At 60.5% G+C, this 14,921-nt stretch carries 12 protein-coding genes; 4 read left to right on the top strand and 8 right to left on the bottom strand.

What is annotated here, in order from left to right:
* The first annotated feature begins 110 nt into the window (after positions 1 to 110).
* Positions 111 to 944 carry a TauD/TfdA family dioxygenase gene (locus tag L2D14_13435; GenBank protein WNJ98869.1) on the top strand — a complete coding sequence of 278 codons (834 nt, stop codon included), beginning with the start codon at positions 111 to 113 and terminating at the stop codon, positions 942 to 944.
* A 54-nt stretch (positions 945 to 998) separates the two neighbouring features.
* On the opposite strand, the gene L2D14_13430 is transcribed toward L2D14_13435, so the two are convergent.
* On the bottom strand, positions 999 to 1,742 hold the full coding sequence (locus tag L2D14_13430; GenBank protein WNJ98868.1) for an SDR family oxidoreductase: 744 nt from the start codon (positions 1,740 to 1,742) through the stop codon (positions 999 to 1,001).
* Between the two features lie 154 nt (positions 1,743 to 1,896).
* Between L2D14_13430 and L2D14_13425 the strand changes: the two genes are divergently transcribed.
* A complete protein-coding gene (locus L2D14_13425; protein ID WNJ98867.1) occupies positions 1,897 to 3,285 on the top strand; it encodes an aminotransferase in 1,389 nt (462 codons plus the stop codon).
* A 60-nt stretch (positions 3,286 to 3,345) separates the two neighbouring features.
* On the opposite strand, the gene L2D14_13420 is transcribed toward L2D14_13425, so the two are convergent.
* The 7 genes from L2D14_13420 to L2D14_13390 all read right to left on the bottom strand — a co-directional run bounded on the left by L2D14_13420 (position 3,346) and on the right by L2D14_13390 (position 12,605).
* Entirely contained in the window at positions 3,346 to 3,999 is a 654-nt protein-coding gene (locus tag L2D14_13420; protein WNJ98866.1) for a hypothetical protein, read from the bottom strand.
* A gap of 78 nt (positions 4,000 to 4,077) precedes the next feature.
* Entirely contained in the window at positions 4,078 to 5,067 is a 990-nt protein-coding gene (locus L2D14_13415; GenBank protein WNJ98865.1) for a C45 family peptidase, read from the bottom strand.
* 31 nt (positions 5,068 to 5,098) lie between these two features.
* On the bottom strand, positions 5,099 to 6,754 hold the full coding sequence (locus L2D14_13410) for a biotin carboxylase (GenBank protein ID WNJ98864.1): 1,656 nt from the start codon (positions 6,752 to 6,754) through the stop codon (positions 5,099 to 5,101).
* Between the two features lie 56 nt (positions 6,755 to 6,810).
* A complete protein-coding gene (locus L2D14_13405) occupies positions 6,811 to 9,555 on the bottom strand; it encodes an ornithine decarboxylase (protein WNJ98863.1) in 2,745 nt (914 codons plus the stop codon).
* Positions 9,556 to 9,588: 33 nt separating this feature from the next.
* Complete coding sequence (locus L2D14_13400; GenBank protein WNJ98862.1) at positions 9,589 to 10,545, bottom strand: carbon-nitrogen hydrolase family protein; 957 nt, start codon at positions 10,543 to 10,545, stop codon at positions 9,589 to 9,591.
* A gap of 108 nt (positions 10,546 to 10,653) precedes the next feature.
* On the bottom strand, positions 10,654 to 11,970 hold the full coding sequence (gene gabT / locus L2D14_13395; protein ID WNJ98861.1) for a 4-aminobutyrate--2-oxoglutarate transaminase: 1,317 nt from the start codon (positions 11,968 to 11,970) through the stop codon (positions 10,654 to 10,656).
* Between the two features lie 83 nt (positions 11,971 to 12,053).
* Positions 12,054 to 12,605: a VOC family protein gene (locus tag L2D14_13390; protein ID WNJ98860.1), complete on the bottom strand. Its 552-nt coding sequence runs from the start codon at positions 12,603 to 12,605 to the stop codon at positions 12,054 to 12,056.
* A 189-nt stretch (positions 12,606 to 12,794) separates the two neighbouring features.
* Between L2D14_13390 and L2D14_13385 the strand changes: the two genes are divergently transcribed.
* Both L2D14_13385 and L2D14_13380 read left to right on the top strand, forming a co-directional pair.
* Positions 12,795 to 13,295 (top strand): hypothetical protein, encoded by a 501-nt coding sequence (locus tag L2D14_13385; protein ID WNJ98859.1) that lies wholly within the window; start codon positions 12,795 to 12,797, stop codon positions 13,293 to 13,295.
* Positions 13,296 to 13,429: 134 nt separating this feature from the next.
* Positions 13,430 to 14,896 (top strand): pilus assembly protein TadG-related protein, encoded by a 1,467-nt coding sequence (locus tag L2D14_13380; GenBank protein WNJ98858.1) that lies wholly within the window; start codon positions 13,430 to 13,432, stop codon positions 14,894 to 14,896.
* Positions 14,897 to 14,921: the final 25 nt, after the last annotated feature.

Below are 14,921 nucleotides of genomic sequence, written 5' to 3'. Positions count from 1 at the left end.
GCGGGCTTCACCCTCTCCTTGGGGAGAGGGGAAGATCATGGCGAGCCGGAAGAGGGGACTTGAGCCCCCTGAATTCTCAGGTCTAAACTCCCGGATTGGGAGGGCCAAAAATGACCATCGAAATCAGAAAACTGACACCGCATATCGGCGCAGAGGTCCTGGGCGTGAAGATCGGCCCGGACCTCAGCGATGAAGACTTCGCCGTCATCAAGCAGGCGTATCTTGATCATCTGGTTCTGGTTTTTCGCGATCAGGATATCAGCCCTGCCGAACAGATCGCCTACACCGAACGCTTCGGCGCCGTCGAGCCGCATCCGCTACGTGCCCGCGCCGGTCATCCCGAATACGAGAACCTTCTGGTGCTCGAGAACAATGCCCAGCGCCGCGGTGCCAGAAACGATTTCTGGCATTCCGATATCAGTTGCGTGGCGCGACCGCCGTCGGCGACGTTCCTGCACGCCATCACCGTTCCCGTCGGGCGCGGCGATACGTTGATCTGCAACATGTACCGGGCCTGGGACGATCTGGACCCGGCGTTGAAGGCGAAACTGGATGCCGCCGAAGCGGAACATTCCGGCGAGGCCATCCGCCGGCGCAACCTGTCGGCTGAGACGGACGGCAATCGCGAGATGGATGTGCCTGCACCGGAACGCCACCCGGTGGTGCGCCGCCACGCCGAGACCGGCCGCCGCGCGCTTTATGTGAACAAGTTCTTCACGACCCGCATCCTGGGGCTGAGCGAGGCCGAGAACGCCGACGTCATGGATGCGATCGAAGCATCGGCGACCCGCGAAGACAATATCTACCGCCACAAGTGGCAGCCCGGCGACGCCCTGATGTGGGATAACCGCTGCACCATGCATTTCGCCGAGTACGATTACGCGCCGGACGATCACCGCCGCATGCACCGCACCACGGCGGCCGGGGAACGCCCGGCGGCTTGAGGGGATTTCCTCTCTCCCGGCTCGCGATACTCGCCTCCAGGGAGAGGGGGGAGCTTAAGTCTCCGCGCCGCCGTTGACCTGCAGCAACTGGCCGTTGATGAAGGCGCCGTCGTCGGACGCCAGCAGCGCCACCATGGCGCCGATTTCCTCGTTCCTGCCGAGACGTCCGACCGGCACACGGCCGACCATGCTTTCGATGTGTTCGCGCATTTCCGGCTCGGCTTCGTCCGGCGCGATTGGGCCGGGGGAAATGATGTTCGTGGTCACGCCCTGCTTGCCGAATTCCTTGGCCAGCGATTTGGTCAGGCCCCAGGACGCATGCTTCGAGACACTGACCGGGGCGCGGCCGTTATAGCCGTGAATGGCGTTCATGCCGGCGAAATTGACGATCCGCCCCCAGCCGTTTTCCAGCATCCCCGGCAGGCACAATCTGGCCAGCCTGCGCGCGGCATGGAAATCGATATTCAGGATGCGTTCCCACTCGTCCTCGCCGGTTTCCAGAAACGGGCTGTTCGGACGCACGGCGGCATTGTTGACGAGAATGTCGATGCACCCGAAGGCCTTGGTGCCGTCGGTGACCATCTTTTCAAGATCGGCCGGGTTGCCGACATCGGCCATGCACACCAGCGCCTCCACGCCCAAGGCGCGGACTTCGTCGGCGACGATGTCGCAATTTGCCCGATTGCTTGATCCGTTGACGATCACGTTGATGCCGTTCTTGGCCAGTGCCAATGCGGATGCGCGTCCGATATTGCGTCCCGAGCCCGTGATCAGGGCGGTGCGGCGTGTGTCTCCCATAATTTTTTCTCCGTCGAGGGGCCATAGGTGGGGTGTCGTGGGCTTCACTAAACCATAGATGCCCCTCGGGATAAATAACAGCGGCAGGGGGGTTGTAAGTCCTGCGCCATAGCCGCTATCAAGCGGCGTGAACGAATTATCCGAGGAGGCTGTTATGACCGAGCGCCGCAACATGGACGAACTTGAAACCCTGGACCGGGCGCATTTCGTGCATGCGTCTTCGGACATCAAGGGACACGCCAACGGCACCACGCCGACCCGTGTCATCGAAAGCGGCAAGGGGGTCTACATCACCGACCGTGACGGGAAAAAGAGCCTCGATGCGTTTGCCGGTCTTTATTGCGTCAATATCGGTTACGGGCGCAGCGAAGTCGCCGACGCCATCGCCGAACAGGCGCACAAGCTGGCGTACTATCACGCCTATGTCGGGCACGGCACCGAAGCCTCGATCCGCCTCGCCGCGAAAGTCGTCGAACTGGCCCCTGATCACATGAGCCGGGTCTATTTCGGATTGTCCGGATCGGATGCCAACGAAACCAACATCAAGCTCGTCTGGTACATGAACAACGTGCTCGGCCGGCCGGAAAAAAAGAAGATCATCTCGCGCGACCGCGGCTATCACGGCTCCGGGCTGATGACCGGCAGCCTCACCGGTCTGCCGTTGTTCCACAAGGCATTCGACCTGCCGCTGGACAAGGTGCTACACACGCAATGTCCGCATTACTGGAAATTCGCCCCGGACGGCATGAGCGAGCAGGCGTTCGTCGACGACTGCGCCGCCAAGCTCGACGCGATGATCGTCGCCGAAGGCCCGGATACGGTTGCGGCCTTCATCGGCGAACCGTTCATGGGAACCGGCGGGCTGATCCCGCCGCCCGCGGGCTACTGGCCGGCGATCCAGAAGGTGCTCGACAAGCACGACGTGATGCTGATCGCCGACGAAGTGGTGACGGGCTTTGGCCGTCTGGGGTCGTGGTTCGGTTCCGAACACTACGGCATGAAGCCGGACATCATCACCATCGCCAAGGGCCTGACCAGCGCCTATGCGCCGCTGTCAGGGTCGATCCTGAGCGAACGCGTCTGTGAAATTCTCGACCGGGGATCGGAAGATATCGGACCGATCGGCCACGGCTGGACCTATTCGGCGCACCCGATCGGGGCCGCCGCCGGTCTCGCCAACCTGACTCTGATCGAGAACGAGGACATGATCGCCAACGTGCGTTCAACCGGGGCCTATTTTCAGGAAAGCCTGCGCGCCGCGTTCGCAGACCACCCGATGGTCGGCGAAGTCAGGGGCGAGGGTCTGCTGGCGGCAATCGAGTTCGTTGCCGACAAGGACACAAAGACGTTCTTCGATCCGGCGCTCAAGGTCGGTGCGAAGATGTCCGCAGCGGCGCTGGAAAACGGCGTCATCGCACGCGCCATGCCGCACGGCGACATGCTGGGCTTCGCGCCGCCGTTCTGCATCACCAGGGGCGAGGTCGACGAAATCGTCGGCGCCGTCTCGAAGGCGCTGGAGAGTGTCTACGCTGAGGTGAAGTAGGGCCAGCCCCTCTCCCTGGGGAGAGGGTGGCGTGCTTGCGCGCCGGGAGAGGGGGAAATCCTATTCCGCGTAGGGCTCGAACGTCGGCAGTTCGCTTTTCTTGACCCGGTGCATGCCTGCGCCCTTGGGCAGAATGGCATGGAATTTCTTGTCGCGGTCGATGATGTGGATCGGCCGGCCCTTACGTGAGAACACGCGCCGCATGGTCGCCGAGTAGTCCTTGAAGACCTCGAATTCGTCGGATTTCTTCTCGAACAGGCGTTCGTACACGTCATGGAATTCGGCAATGAATTCGCGCGTGACCTTTTTCAGGTTACTGATCACCCAGCAGCGGTCCTCGAACGTCCAATACGTCGCCATGCCGATGAAATCGCCTTCCCTGGTGATGTAGGGAAAGAACGGAAAGGCCCGGCATGACAGCGAGCGGTTATCGCGCTCGCAGAATTGCGCCCCCTTGCATTCCGCCGCCACGCAATCGTGATGCAGGGATTCAACCAGTTCCTCGCCATGCTTGTTCGGCGGCCGGTACTTGCGCCACAGATCGGAACGTCCGCGCAAAAGCTTGAACTCGCGCTTGTCCATGATCGGCACGGCCTGTTCGATATCGCAGCAGACCGGGATTCCGTCGTTCAGATGACGGCACTTCTCGCCACAGTCCAGCGGCACGACGTTGGCCGTGAAATCCTTGAAGATGCGCTTGTAGACTTTTTTCAATGATCGCTTCCGTCCGGCTAAACCAAGACACACCTTAACAAATCAGGACAGCGGGGAAATCATCAAAGTTTTATGACACTACGCGAGCGCTTCATCGGACATCGGGAAGCGGATGTGCCGTTGCCCTTCGAGCGGGGCCTTGAGGCGTTGTGTCCAGTGCACGCCCGGCCAGCGATATTCGGCGATGCCGCGCTTGGGCCAGTATATCGCCGTATAAACGGTGCCGAAACCGCGCCCGAAGGCGGTCGAATACAACGGCGGTTTCTGGAAAGCACCGATGAAGCGGTCGGCCGGTTCGTCGTGCAGCGTCAGGCGCTGCAACAGAAACCGCTCGCGTTCGACCGTCGCCGTGGCGCGGGCATGGCGGTGCCATTCGACGCGTTCCTGGTGATTGGTGGCGACGCGCTGGTCGGTCACGATGGCCTTTCGATCCGGGGCCAGATAGACGGTCGCATACTTGCCCTGCTTGTCGACCACGGTGACGTTATAGGTCATGTGGCAGGGGATGCGTTGCAGTGCGGCGATGGCGTCCCCGGCGGTGTCGCAGAATTCCAGAATGTATCTGAGGATGATCGGCACGCCGAAGCCGTCGCCGACGATGGTCCGTCCGCCGAAGGTCAGCGACACCGCAAGGCCGCGGTCGTTGATACCGTCGACAAGCCCGAACAGGCCGTCCGACATGCCCATGACCCAGCGATCGTGCCATTTTGAATGCAGGATCAGCCCGTCACAGAGCGCCGGCGCGTAATCGTAGTTGCGCACCAGCATCGGCTCGTTACCGGGCCAGATCGCCTGCGAGCAGCCCGACAGATAGGCCGGCGGGCAGTAAAAGCTGAGAAACCGCGACGCAAGATCGCCGCCGCCGGCAAGCTCGCAGAGATGCGCGTACATCGGCAGCATTTCGGGCATGTATTTCTTGAAGGCCCGATGACCCGCCAGATACGTCTGGCGGGCCTCGATGCCATCGGACATGAACCATTGCTGGTAAGCGGGCCACAGAGTCGCGAACAAAGACTGCCACTTGGGGCCGGCCTTGGCCTCACTTACCGTTTCGAAAACTAAATCCATGCATCCTCGTTACGCCCAAACAGGGCAACGGTCAAAGAATCTTGAACGCAGGATCCGACATTTCCACTGCCTGTGCCTTGGGCAGCGGCTTCGCCTTGTAGCTCGCCTTGATCCCGGCAATCCACTGCTTGGAACGCTTGGTCAGCTTGAACTTGTCGTCCATCGCCCGGCCGCGGGTGATCAGGATGCCGAGATCAGCGCCCTCGTAACGGTAATCTCCCTTGTCGGAGATACGCAGGAAGAACGCCTCGTTTTCGCTTTCCACCGCGCGGCGGTGGTAGTCGAAGCGGTCATAGCTGACACTACCGTCCTTGGCGAGTTTCCAGATACCGGATTCCGGCGCTTCGGTGATGATGTCGACGTTGTCCTCGGTGTGTTTGATGACCATCTGGCACCAGCCGTCGATATTGTCGGCATCGGCCCAGCGGTTGTTCAATTCGTTGACGTCGATGTCGAACGGCACGCCGGAGAATTCCAGCAGGTGGAACAGGAACAGCGGCGCATCGGCGTGGGCGAACGCGGCGTGGTTGGTCATCGAGCTGGCGCCCGTGACACGCGGGTTGCACTCGCCCAGATAGATGTTGCCGTCGTTCTGATCGATCAGGAAGTCCAATTCGAAATAGCCGCGGTAGCCTTCCTTGACCAGCTGGTTCCCGAACTGGAACGTGTATTCGCGGGCTTTCTTGCGGATTTTGGCATCGAAGGCTTCGGGGAAGATTTCGTTACCGCACCAGCCGCCACGATACGGCGTCAGTTCCTTGAAGCCGACCAGTTCCGTCATCAACGGGCCGACGATGGTCCCCTTCGACGTGGCGCAGGCCTCGATCGCCGAGCCGCGGCAGTCGATCCGCTTCATGACCTTGATTTCGCCCTGACCGACGATGTCGTGCTCGTAGCGGCGATAGTCTTTTTCGCTCTTGATGAAGAACGTGGTGTGGCCGCTGTCGCCGAACGCGGATTGCAGCACCAGATCGTTGCCGAGCGGCTTGGCAAGCTTCTGCAGGTCGGCCCAGCTGTCGATCTTGCCGAGCGTGTTGGGAACGGAGGGCACACCGGCCTTGTTCCCGATGCGCACGGTTTCGATCTTGTCGTCGATGGCGCCGCGAAGCGCTGCTTTCGGGAACCAGATTTCCAGACCCAGTTCCTTGCAGACTTTCTCGACGCGCTTGTCGAACATCAGGAACACGGCTTTCGGCTTGCCGCCCTTGGAGCGGACGTAGTCGATCACTTCCTTGTGCTCGAGCAGGTAGGCGACGATGTCTTCGATCGATTCGAATTCAGGATGCGCCGCTTCGTCCGGTACAAAGACATTCGGGTGACGCCCGTCGTAGCAATCGATGTAGCAGATGTACTTGAAGTTCCGGCACCACTCGTCAATGCCGAGCAGGTTGAAGTTCGTCGCGCTGATGAAGAAGATCGGATCCTCGTTGCGATGGAAGAAGCGGCGGATTTCCGAAATATTCTTGAGCTTCTTCTGGCGCGGACGGCGCACGGCTGCTTTTTTCGCCACCGGTTTCTTTGCCGTGGCTTTCTTTGCCAGGGCTTTCCTGGCGGTTGTCTTTTTGGCGGGCGCCTTTTTAACGGCTGCTTTTTTTGCAGCGGCTTTCTTTGCTGGCGCTTTCTTGGCGGCTGCTTTCTTAGCCGGGGCTTTCTTCGCGGCGGTTTTTTTCGTCGTGGCTTTGGCCATTGTTTTATTCTCCCTGTTTAACTTTTAAGCGGCGGCGATTTTTGCCGCGATTTTGATTATTTAAGGCGTGCCTTGAGGGCGGCTTCGGTAAACACGCGAAGCCCCAGGTCCGGGCGGTAGCCGTGGATTTCCTTGACGTCGAGGGCGCGGAAAAATCCGATGATTTCCTTGCTGACGACCTGACCCGGCACGAGGATCGGGAAGCCGGGCGGGTAGGGGATGATGAACGTCGCCGAGACGACCTCGCGGCCGGCGTTCATGGCGTCGTCGATGCTGCCGTCTTCCATCGTCAGGTATTCGCAGGAATCCTCGTCGTAGGAGAGGAAATACGCATCGCGCATCACGCCTTCGCGGGTATCCCCCTTGGGGTCGGGCCGGAATGCATTGTGGAAACGCGAGAAATCGGGCAGCGGCGGCAGTTCGTTGAGCAGCGCGTTGACCTTTTTCTCGTGCGCCTTTTTCTCCGGCGCGTTCATGTCCTCGAGGCGTTCGTCCTGTTCCGTGGCGATCTTGACCAGAACCTCGATCAGATACGCGATGGACGAGCGGGTCGTGCCGATATTGGTCATGAACAGTACGGTGTTGCGTGACGTCTTGTTGATCTGGATGCCGTACTTGTCCATCAACTCGTCATTCTTGAAGGTGTCGCCGTCAAGACCGGTGCCGCCGACGAGCAGCGTAATCCGTGTCGCATCGAGGGCGAATTCGTCCCCCGCCCAGGCTTCCCAGATATCGTTCCAGCCCTTGTCGGGTTCGTAATAGCTTTCGATGCCAGACTGGCGGTATGCCGCGGGGATCATGTCGCCGACGGTGAGGATCTTGAAGTATTTCGACAAAAGCGGATGGGTCCGGACCTTCTGGCGCAGCACCATGGCCATTTCGACCTGCTTTTGTACCAGTTCGAACCCTTCCAGTTCGACCTGACGCCGGCCGACGTCGAGCGAGGCCAGAATCTGGTAGTTCGGCGATGTCGAGGTATGCGTCATGAACGCTTCGTGGAACGGTTCTTCGACCTTCGACGAATAATCCTGATCGTGCACATGGATCATCGATCCTTGGCGGAGCGAGGTCAGGGTCTTATGCGTCGATTGCGTGGAATAAACGCGGACCCGCGCCTGATTCGGGTCCGGCATCAGGCGCATGTCGAGCAGCGTGTCGATGTCGTCACCGGCTTCGTCCAGCTTGGCCTTATGGACCGCATATTCTTCGCGGTATTCCTCGGACTTGAATTTTTCGCGCAAGTGCTTGGCCTGGTACATGCCGGTGCGCTGGCGATAGGTCGGGCCGAAACGGGCAAAGCCGAACCATGCTTCATCCCATAAAAAGACCAGGTCCGGCTTGATCGCCAGACATTCTTCCATGACCCGTTCGACATTATAGACAAGTCCGTCGAAGGTGCAGTTGGTGAGCAAAAGCATGCGCACCTTGTCGAGCTTGCCGGCGGCCTTGAGTTCCAGCAGCTCTTTCTTGATTTCACGCAGCGGCACGGCGCCGTACATGGAATATTCGCTGAGCGGATAGCTGTCGAGATAGACGACGTGGGCGCCGCACAGCACCATCCCGTAGTGGTGCGACTTGTGACAGTCGCGGTCGACCAGCACGATGTCGCCGGGCCGCACGATGGCCTGGACGACAATCTTGTTGCAGGTCGAGGTGCCGTTGGTGGCGAAGAACGTCTTGCGCGACCCGAAGGCCCTGGACGCCAGTTCCTGTGCTTTCTTGAGCGGACCGTGCGGCTCCAGCAGCGAGTCCAGCCCGCCCGATGTCGCCGACGTTTCGGCAAGGAAGATGTTCATGCCATAGAACTCGCCCATGTCGCGGATCCAGTTCGATTTGGAAATCGACTTGCCGCGCGAAATCGGCAGGGCATGGAACACGCCGGTCGGCTGCTTGGCATAGTTCCTGAGCGCCGTGAAGAACGGCGACTGATAGCGCTGATCGACGCCGCGCAGGATGTTCAGATGCAGTTCCAGGAAATCCTCCTGGTTATAGAAAATCCGGCGGCAGCAATCGCCGACGCGTCCGGCGACATCCTCGACGTTCTGGTCGGTGACCAGATAAAGGTCCAGTTCGGGGCGGATGCGGGCAATCACGTCGGCCAGCACGGCGCCGTAGTCCTGCGGCTCAAGGGAGTCGACGTCATCGACGTGCGCCAGTTTCAGATAGCGGCTCAGCACCGGCAGGTCGTTCATGGATTTGAACGGAAAGCCGAAGCGGATGACGATCGCCTGAATGTTGTGATTGAAAAGCGAGGCAATGATTGCGTCTTCGAAGCTCGAGACGAAAACCGGCTCATAGGTGAACGGGTCTTCCTCGCGGCGCATGGCCGTCAGGCCTTCGCGCTGCTGGTGCTGTTGCGCATAGTTCAGGTCGTCGACGAACAGAACCTCGAAATAGGGACGGCGGCGGTTGCGTTCCTCGGGCGACTCCATCTCTTCGTCGTCGAGATGCTCCTCATCGCCGTGCAGTCCCAGATTGACGTGCTTGCGCCGGTACGTGCCGCTCATCATGGCGCCGACGATGCGCGATACGGCACGGCCCAGGGTCCGCGCGTCACGGCTTTCGACAAGATGATAAAGCTGGCGGAAATCTTGCAGGCCCGGGAACGCCCAATAGGTCTCGAACGGCGCCAGTTCATCCAGCAACGCGCGCGCTTTGGCGTAATCATCCGCCCGTTCGCGCCCCTCGACGAGGCGCAGGGTGATGTTCTTCAGCTTGTTCCAGGTATCGATGCGTAACTGGGTTGCGTTGTAGTATCGACCCAGCGATACGCCCTTAGCCTGCGCTCCTTCGTCCGGCATGATTTTTTAGCTCCCTGTGGCTTTTCATTTTATTTATGCGTCTTTCGCGCTTTTGTGGGTGTCGAGCACCATAATATTGCTGTGTCCGCGGTGGCCTGTGATGTCGGCGGGGGACGATGCGTGCAGACCTTCCTGCGTGCCTTGTGTCGGCATCTCGAGCGGGCCCAGGCTGTACAGATAGCTCGGGTCGTGGATCGCCGGGTCGTAGACCCCGAAATAGGCGTTGCGGTCGCGGAAACTCTTCAGTGTCTGGCCGAGACCGCGCAGCCCGACGGCGCGCTGACGGCGGACCAGATCGAAATCGACTTCGACCGGGATCACTTCTTCCTGGCCGGCGGCCTGATAAAGGAACGTGCCGGACGGATCGACGACGCATGAGCGCCCCGTGCCGCCCGGGCCGAGGCCGTTGATATCGAAGATATAGGTCTGGAACATCGCGGCGGTGGAACGCGCGATGGAAAGCTCGATGTCGCGGTCGATGGTGCCGGTCAGCACCGGGTGCAGAAGGACTTCCGCACCCATCGAGACCAGGGTCCGTGTGGTTTCCGGGAACCAGATGTCATAGCAGATCGAAACCCCGAAACGTCCGGCGCCCGGGACATCGAAGACGCAGAACTCGGTGCCGCCCTCGACACCGGATTCGTACGGCTGGAACGGAAACATCTTGGCGTATTTGGCAACAACCTCGCCTTGCGGATTGATGACCGTGGCAACGTTATGCAGCCCGGCTTCGGAACGCTCGAACATGGACCCCGGCAGCACCCAGACGTTATGGCGTATTGCCGCTTCACGGAATACGTCGATGGCCGGTTCGAGACTCTCGGGATGATTGCCGGTCAGAGGCCCGTAAGGCGCCAGTTCGCTGAAAACGATCATCTGTACCCACGGAAAGCGCACCATCACATGATCGATACGGTGCGACATCGCGGTGACGTTTTCATGGGTGGCAGATACGTGCATCTGCACACCGGCAATCGCGAAGGGCGTCATATACAAAAGACCTTTTTGGCCATCAAAAAATTACTCCACAATGGTCGCGTGCTGCGACCTTCAGGTCAAGCTAGGCCCGGAATCCCCACATGGGGAATCCGGGTATTCTTATTCAGCGGCAGCCGCCGAGGTGCCGAGTTCGGCGAGGCAGCGCTCGATGATATCGAGGCCCTCGTCGACGATGGCGTCGGATGCGGTCAGCGGCACCAGGATCCTGATCGTGTTGGCGTAGACGCCGCACGACAGCAGGATCAGGCCGTGTTCAAGCGCTTTGGCGCACAGTGCCTTGGTGGCGTCGGCGTCCGGCGTGTTGGTGCCTTTTTCCGTTACCAGCTCGAACGCGACCATGGCACCGAGACCGCGAATGTCGCCGATCGGGTGCGTGTCTGGACGCGCCTTCATTTTCTGAACGCGTTCGATGAGGCGTTCGCCGAGAATGCGGCTGCGGCCGAGAAGCTGTTCTTCCTCGATGACCTTGAGGACACCGAGCGCCGCCGCGCAGCCGATCGGGCTGCCGCCGTAGGTACCGCCGAGACCGCCGGGGGCGGGGGCATCCATGATGTCCGCCTTGCCGACAACGCCGGAAAGCGGAAAGCCGCCGGCCAGCGACTTGGCGGTGGTGATCATGTCCGGTTCCACGCCCCAGTCGGCGGCCCAGTATTCGGATGCGAACAGACGGCCGGTCCGCGCGAACCCGGTCTGGACTTCATCGGCGATCAGGCAGATGCCGTATTTGTCGCAGACGGCGCGCAGTTCCTGAACGAGTTCCTTCGGCGCGATATAAAAACCGCCTTCGCCCTGAACCGGCTCGAGAATGATCGCCGCGACCTGTTCCGGTTCCAGGTCGGACTTGAACAGACGGTGCAGGGCATCGATGGAATCCTGTGCGCTGACGCCGTGCATCGGCATCGGGAACGGCAGGTGATAAATGCCGGCCGGCATCGGACCGAAGCCGCGCTTGTAGGGATCGACCTTGCCGGTCAGCCCCATGGTCATCATGGTGCGGCCGTGAAACGCGCCGGAAAATGCAATCACCGCCGAGCGGCCGGTGTGGGCGCGCGCGATCTTGATCGAGTTCTCGACGGCTTCGGCGCCGGTCGTCACAAACAGGGTTTTCTTCGGCGTGTCGCCGGGCGCCAGCTCGTTGAGTTTTTCGGCAAGTTCGACATAGGGCTCGTAGGGAACGACCTGATAAGCGGTGTGGGTGAAACGCTCGAGCTGTTTCTGAACTTCGGCCATCACGGTGGGGTTGCGGTGGCCGGTGTTGAGAACGGCGATGCCGCCGGCGAAGTCGACATAACGCTTGCCTTCGACATCCCACAGTTCGGCGTTTTCGGCACGGTCGGCATAAACCTGCGTAGCGACACCGACGCCGCGCGGCGTTGCGGCTTCACGGCGTTGGTTGAGCGATTTGTTATCGGTCATTTCCTAAATCCCTGTAGACAGAAAACGGAACAAACATCGTAAACGAAAAGGGCGACCGCCGGCCGCCCTTTCCTGGATCATATTCAGGCGGCTTCTGTTTTGCCGGAAACATCGGCATCGGCCGTCGGATACGGCTGGTCTTCACGGTTGCCGACCGGCTCATAGATCGAGAAGCCCTCGGCCTGGGTCTGGGCCTTGATGTCTTCCGGTTTCTGGGCCGGGATGCGCTTCGACATCGACCAGATGTGACCGAACGGGTCGACGACCTTGGCGAAACGTTCGCCATAGAAGGTGTCGGCGAGCGGCACCAGCACGGTGCAGCCGGCTTCGACGGCTTTTTCCCAGATCTCGTCGACGTTCGCCAGGTACAGGTGCTGTGTCGCGCCCGAACCGCCATAGGCGAACGGCGAATAGATGCCGAACGCCGGCATTTCGTCGGAAACGATGACCATCGAGTTGCCGATCTTCATTTCGGCATGCAGAACGGTGACACCGTCTTCGGCGTAAACGCGCGACAGAACTTCGGCGCCGAACACATCGGCGTAGTAGGCCAGCGCGGCATCGGCGCCGCGAACGACCAGATACGGGGTAATGGTGCGATAGCCTTTCGGCACCGGGGCAACTTTTTTAGCCATGATTAAGCTCCTGAAATCTATGTTGTGTCGGGCATCACGCCCTGGATTTGTGTTGGGCATCACGCCCTGGAAAGTCGTTGCTGTGGGATGGGACAATAAAAGCTGGTCGAATCGGCCCACAACATGTACCATGGTGTACGATAAAAGTTCGATCCTGTCAACATCATGAAGCAAGATGTAGCTATCACCATGTCACAAGATGTCGGTCCCCTCTACGCACCAGATGCCGCCCAGCAGGATATTGCGCTCGGCGTGACGATGACGGTCACGCAGGCGGATTTGCCCTACCTGCGCGCTGTCGGTTCGCTCGGCGAATATGCCGTGGTCTATCGGGTGTGGCGCGAGCAGGCCGGTGGCGGATTCGGCGACCAGAGCAAAAATCCGCAAACGTGGGGCGTGCTTGTGTATGTGAACGGGCAACTCGCACGGATTTATTCCGCGCGGGGGGCGGGCCGTGAATGGTCGAACCTCGACCGCCTGGAAAAATGGCTGCGCTCGCAGGGGTTCTGGTACTGGTGGACGCGCAACGATCTCGAACCGCTGGGCGAAGAAGATGACACCCCCGCCGAAGCCGCTGCTGTAGACGGTGGCGACGAAGACGGCGAAGACGCAGACCGGGCGCCGGCCGCCGCAACGCCGCCGGCGATGTTCCCCTCCACCCCGCCCGAACCGCAGGGAAGCGGCACCTGACCGCACACCGACGTTTCATTCGGTAAAATTTTATCTATTTTATATCAAAGACTTAGATAAATAATAGATTTGCCCGGACAGGGCCTTTCACGCCACGTTTATGCATCCTCTTTTGGAAAGCTGGATGCACTCCGATGAAAACATGGCCGATGAAAACATGGCTTGCGGCACTCAGGCGAAAGTTCAGGGACTTTGCGCGTCAGGACACCGGGGCGGCGATCGTATTGTTCGCGCTCGCCACCGTGCCGATGGTCGCGTTCGTCGGCATGGGGACCGACACGGCACGGGCCTACCTTGTGAAGTCGCGCATGTCTTCGGCGCTCGATGCGGCAGGACTGGCTGGCGGGCGGCATTTCTTTTCGCCGACCCGCGATGCCGAGATCGTGATGTTCTTCAACGCCAACTTCCCGCCCGGATATATGAATTCAACCATCTCCGGTCCGCATATCGTCGACGATGAACTGGCCGAGCGGCTGACGCTGACGGCGGAAGCGCAGATCCCGACGACGCTGATGAAAGTCCTCGGCTTCGATACACTGACGGTGACGGCGGAAACCGAAATCACCCGGCAGATGCAGGCGCTCGACGTGGTGATCGCCATGGATATGTCCGGTTCGATGTCGTCATCGAGCGGTGCCGGCACACGTATTTCCGCAGCCCGTCAGGCGGCCAAGGACCTGGTCGACATCCTGTACGGCGACAACGGCAGCAATGACCTGTTGAACATCGGCCTCGTGCCGTGGAACGCCAAGGTCAACGTCATGCTCGAAGGCAGCGCCTACGATTCATCGTTGACCAGTACCGTTCCCGTCGCCGGGTTCGTCAATCCGCTGACAGCCACCGGGCAAAGCGATGTCTTTCAGGTCAACAATTCACCGGTGCCGTTGTTGTCTGCACCGCCCGCCAATTGGCGCGGCTGCGTCTTTAACCGCTATCTCGACAATGCCGCCGATGATGACGATGCCGATATCTTCATGGGTCCGCAGCTATTGGACGGCGCCGACTGGCCGGCGTGGGAGCCGGTCGGCATCGAGGGCGAGCCGGTCTCGGGCGGTACCTGCAGCATGTCGACGAACGGCGGGGAATGCACCCGCTGCCTGTCGCATGGCATTACGCCTTTGCAAAACCAGAAGCTGACCATCACCAATGCTATCGACGCGCTGACGAACCCCGGCGGCAACACCAACATTCCCGCCGGGCTGGCCTGGGCATGGCGGGTGCTGATGCCGGACGCGCCGTTCACCGAAGCCGTGGCCGACCCCGATTACGAACTGCAGCGCGCCATCGTTTTGCTGACCGACGGCGAGAACTACGGCGGTAACGGCGACGGCTACAAGGCCGTGTTCGGTCTCGGCAGCGGTGCCGGGGCCAACGGCATGAATGACCGGCTGCGTCTGCTCGCGACAAATATCAAAAGCTCGGGCGTGGTGCTGTATGTCATCCAGTTCGCCAACAACGGCACCGAGTTGCAGGCCCTGCTCAAGGACGTCGCCAGCGGTCCCGCGTCGCCGTTCTATCACTACGCGCCCGACGATGCCGCGCTGCGCGCCGTGTTCCGCGAAATCGCCAACGACCTGTCACAACTCAGGCTGTCTAAGTGACGCTGCGGCGTGACGGCGTCATGCC

This window comes from Thalassospiraceae bacterium LMO-JJ14 (assembly GCA_021555105.2).
Classification (GTDB): domain Bacteria; phylum Pseudomonadota; class Alphaproteobacteria; order Rhodospirillales; family Casp-alpha2; genus UBA4479.
The sequence above is the reverse complement of the archived record's forward strand: the minus strand, read 5'-3'. Positions and strand labels throughout refer to the sequence as shown.

Coding starts and splice junctions, on each gene's coding strand:
- L2D14_13430 (WNJ98868.1), bottom strand. CDS start 1,742: ATGGGAGACACACGCCGCACCGCCCTGATCACGGGCTCGGGACGCAAT.
- L2D14_13410 (WNJ98864.1), bottom strand. CDS start 6,754: ATGGCCAAAGCCACGACGAAAAAAACCGCCGCGAAGAAAGCCCCGGCT.
- L2D14_13415 (WNJ98865.1), bottom strand. CDS start 5,067: ATGGATTTAGTTTTCGAAACGGTAAGTGAGGCCAAGGCCGGCCCCAAG.
- L2D14_13400 (WNJ98862.1), bottom strand. CDS start 10,545: ATGACGCCCTTCGCGATTGCCGGTGTGCAGATGCACGTATCTGCCACC.
- L2D14_13435 (WNJ98869.1), top strand. CDS start 111: ATGACCATCGAAATCAGAAAACTGACACCGCATATCGGCGCAGAGGTC.
- gabT (WNJ98861.1), bottom strand. CDS start 11,970: ATGACCGATAACAAATCGCTCAACCAACGCCGTGAAGCCGCAACGCCG.
- L2D14_13425 (WNJ98867.1), top strand. CDS start 1,897: ATGACCGAGCGCCGCAACATGGACGAACTTGAAACCCTGGACCGGGCG.
- L2D14_13380 (WNJ98858.1), top strand. CDS start 13,430: ATGAAAACATGGCCGATGAAAACATGGCTTGCGGCACTCAGGCGAAAG.
- L2D14_13405 (WNJ98863.1), bottom strand. CDS start 9,555: ATGCCGGACGAAGGAGCGCAGGCTAAGGGCGTATCGCTGGGTCGATAC.
- L2D14_13390 (WNJ98860.1), bottom strand. CDS start 12,605: ATGGCTAAAAAAGTTGCCCCGGTGCCGAAAGGCTATCGCACCATTACC.
- L2D14_13385 (WNJ98859.1), top strand. CDS start 12,795: ATGTCACAAGATGTCGGTCCCCTCTACGCACCAGATGCCGCCCAGCAG.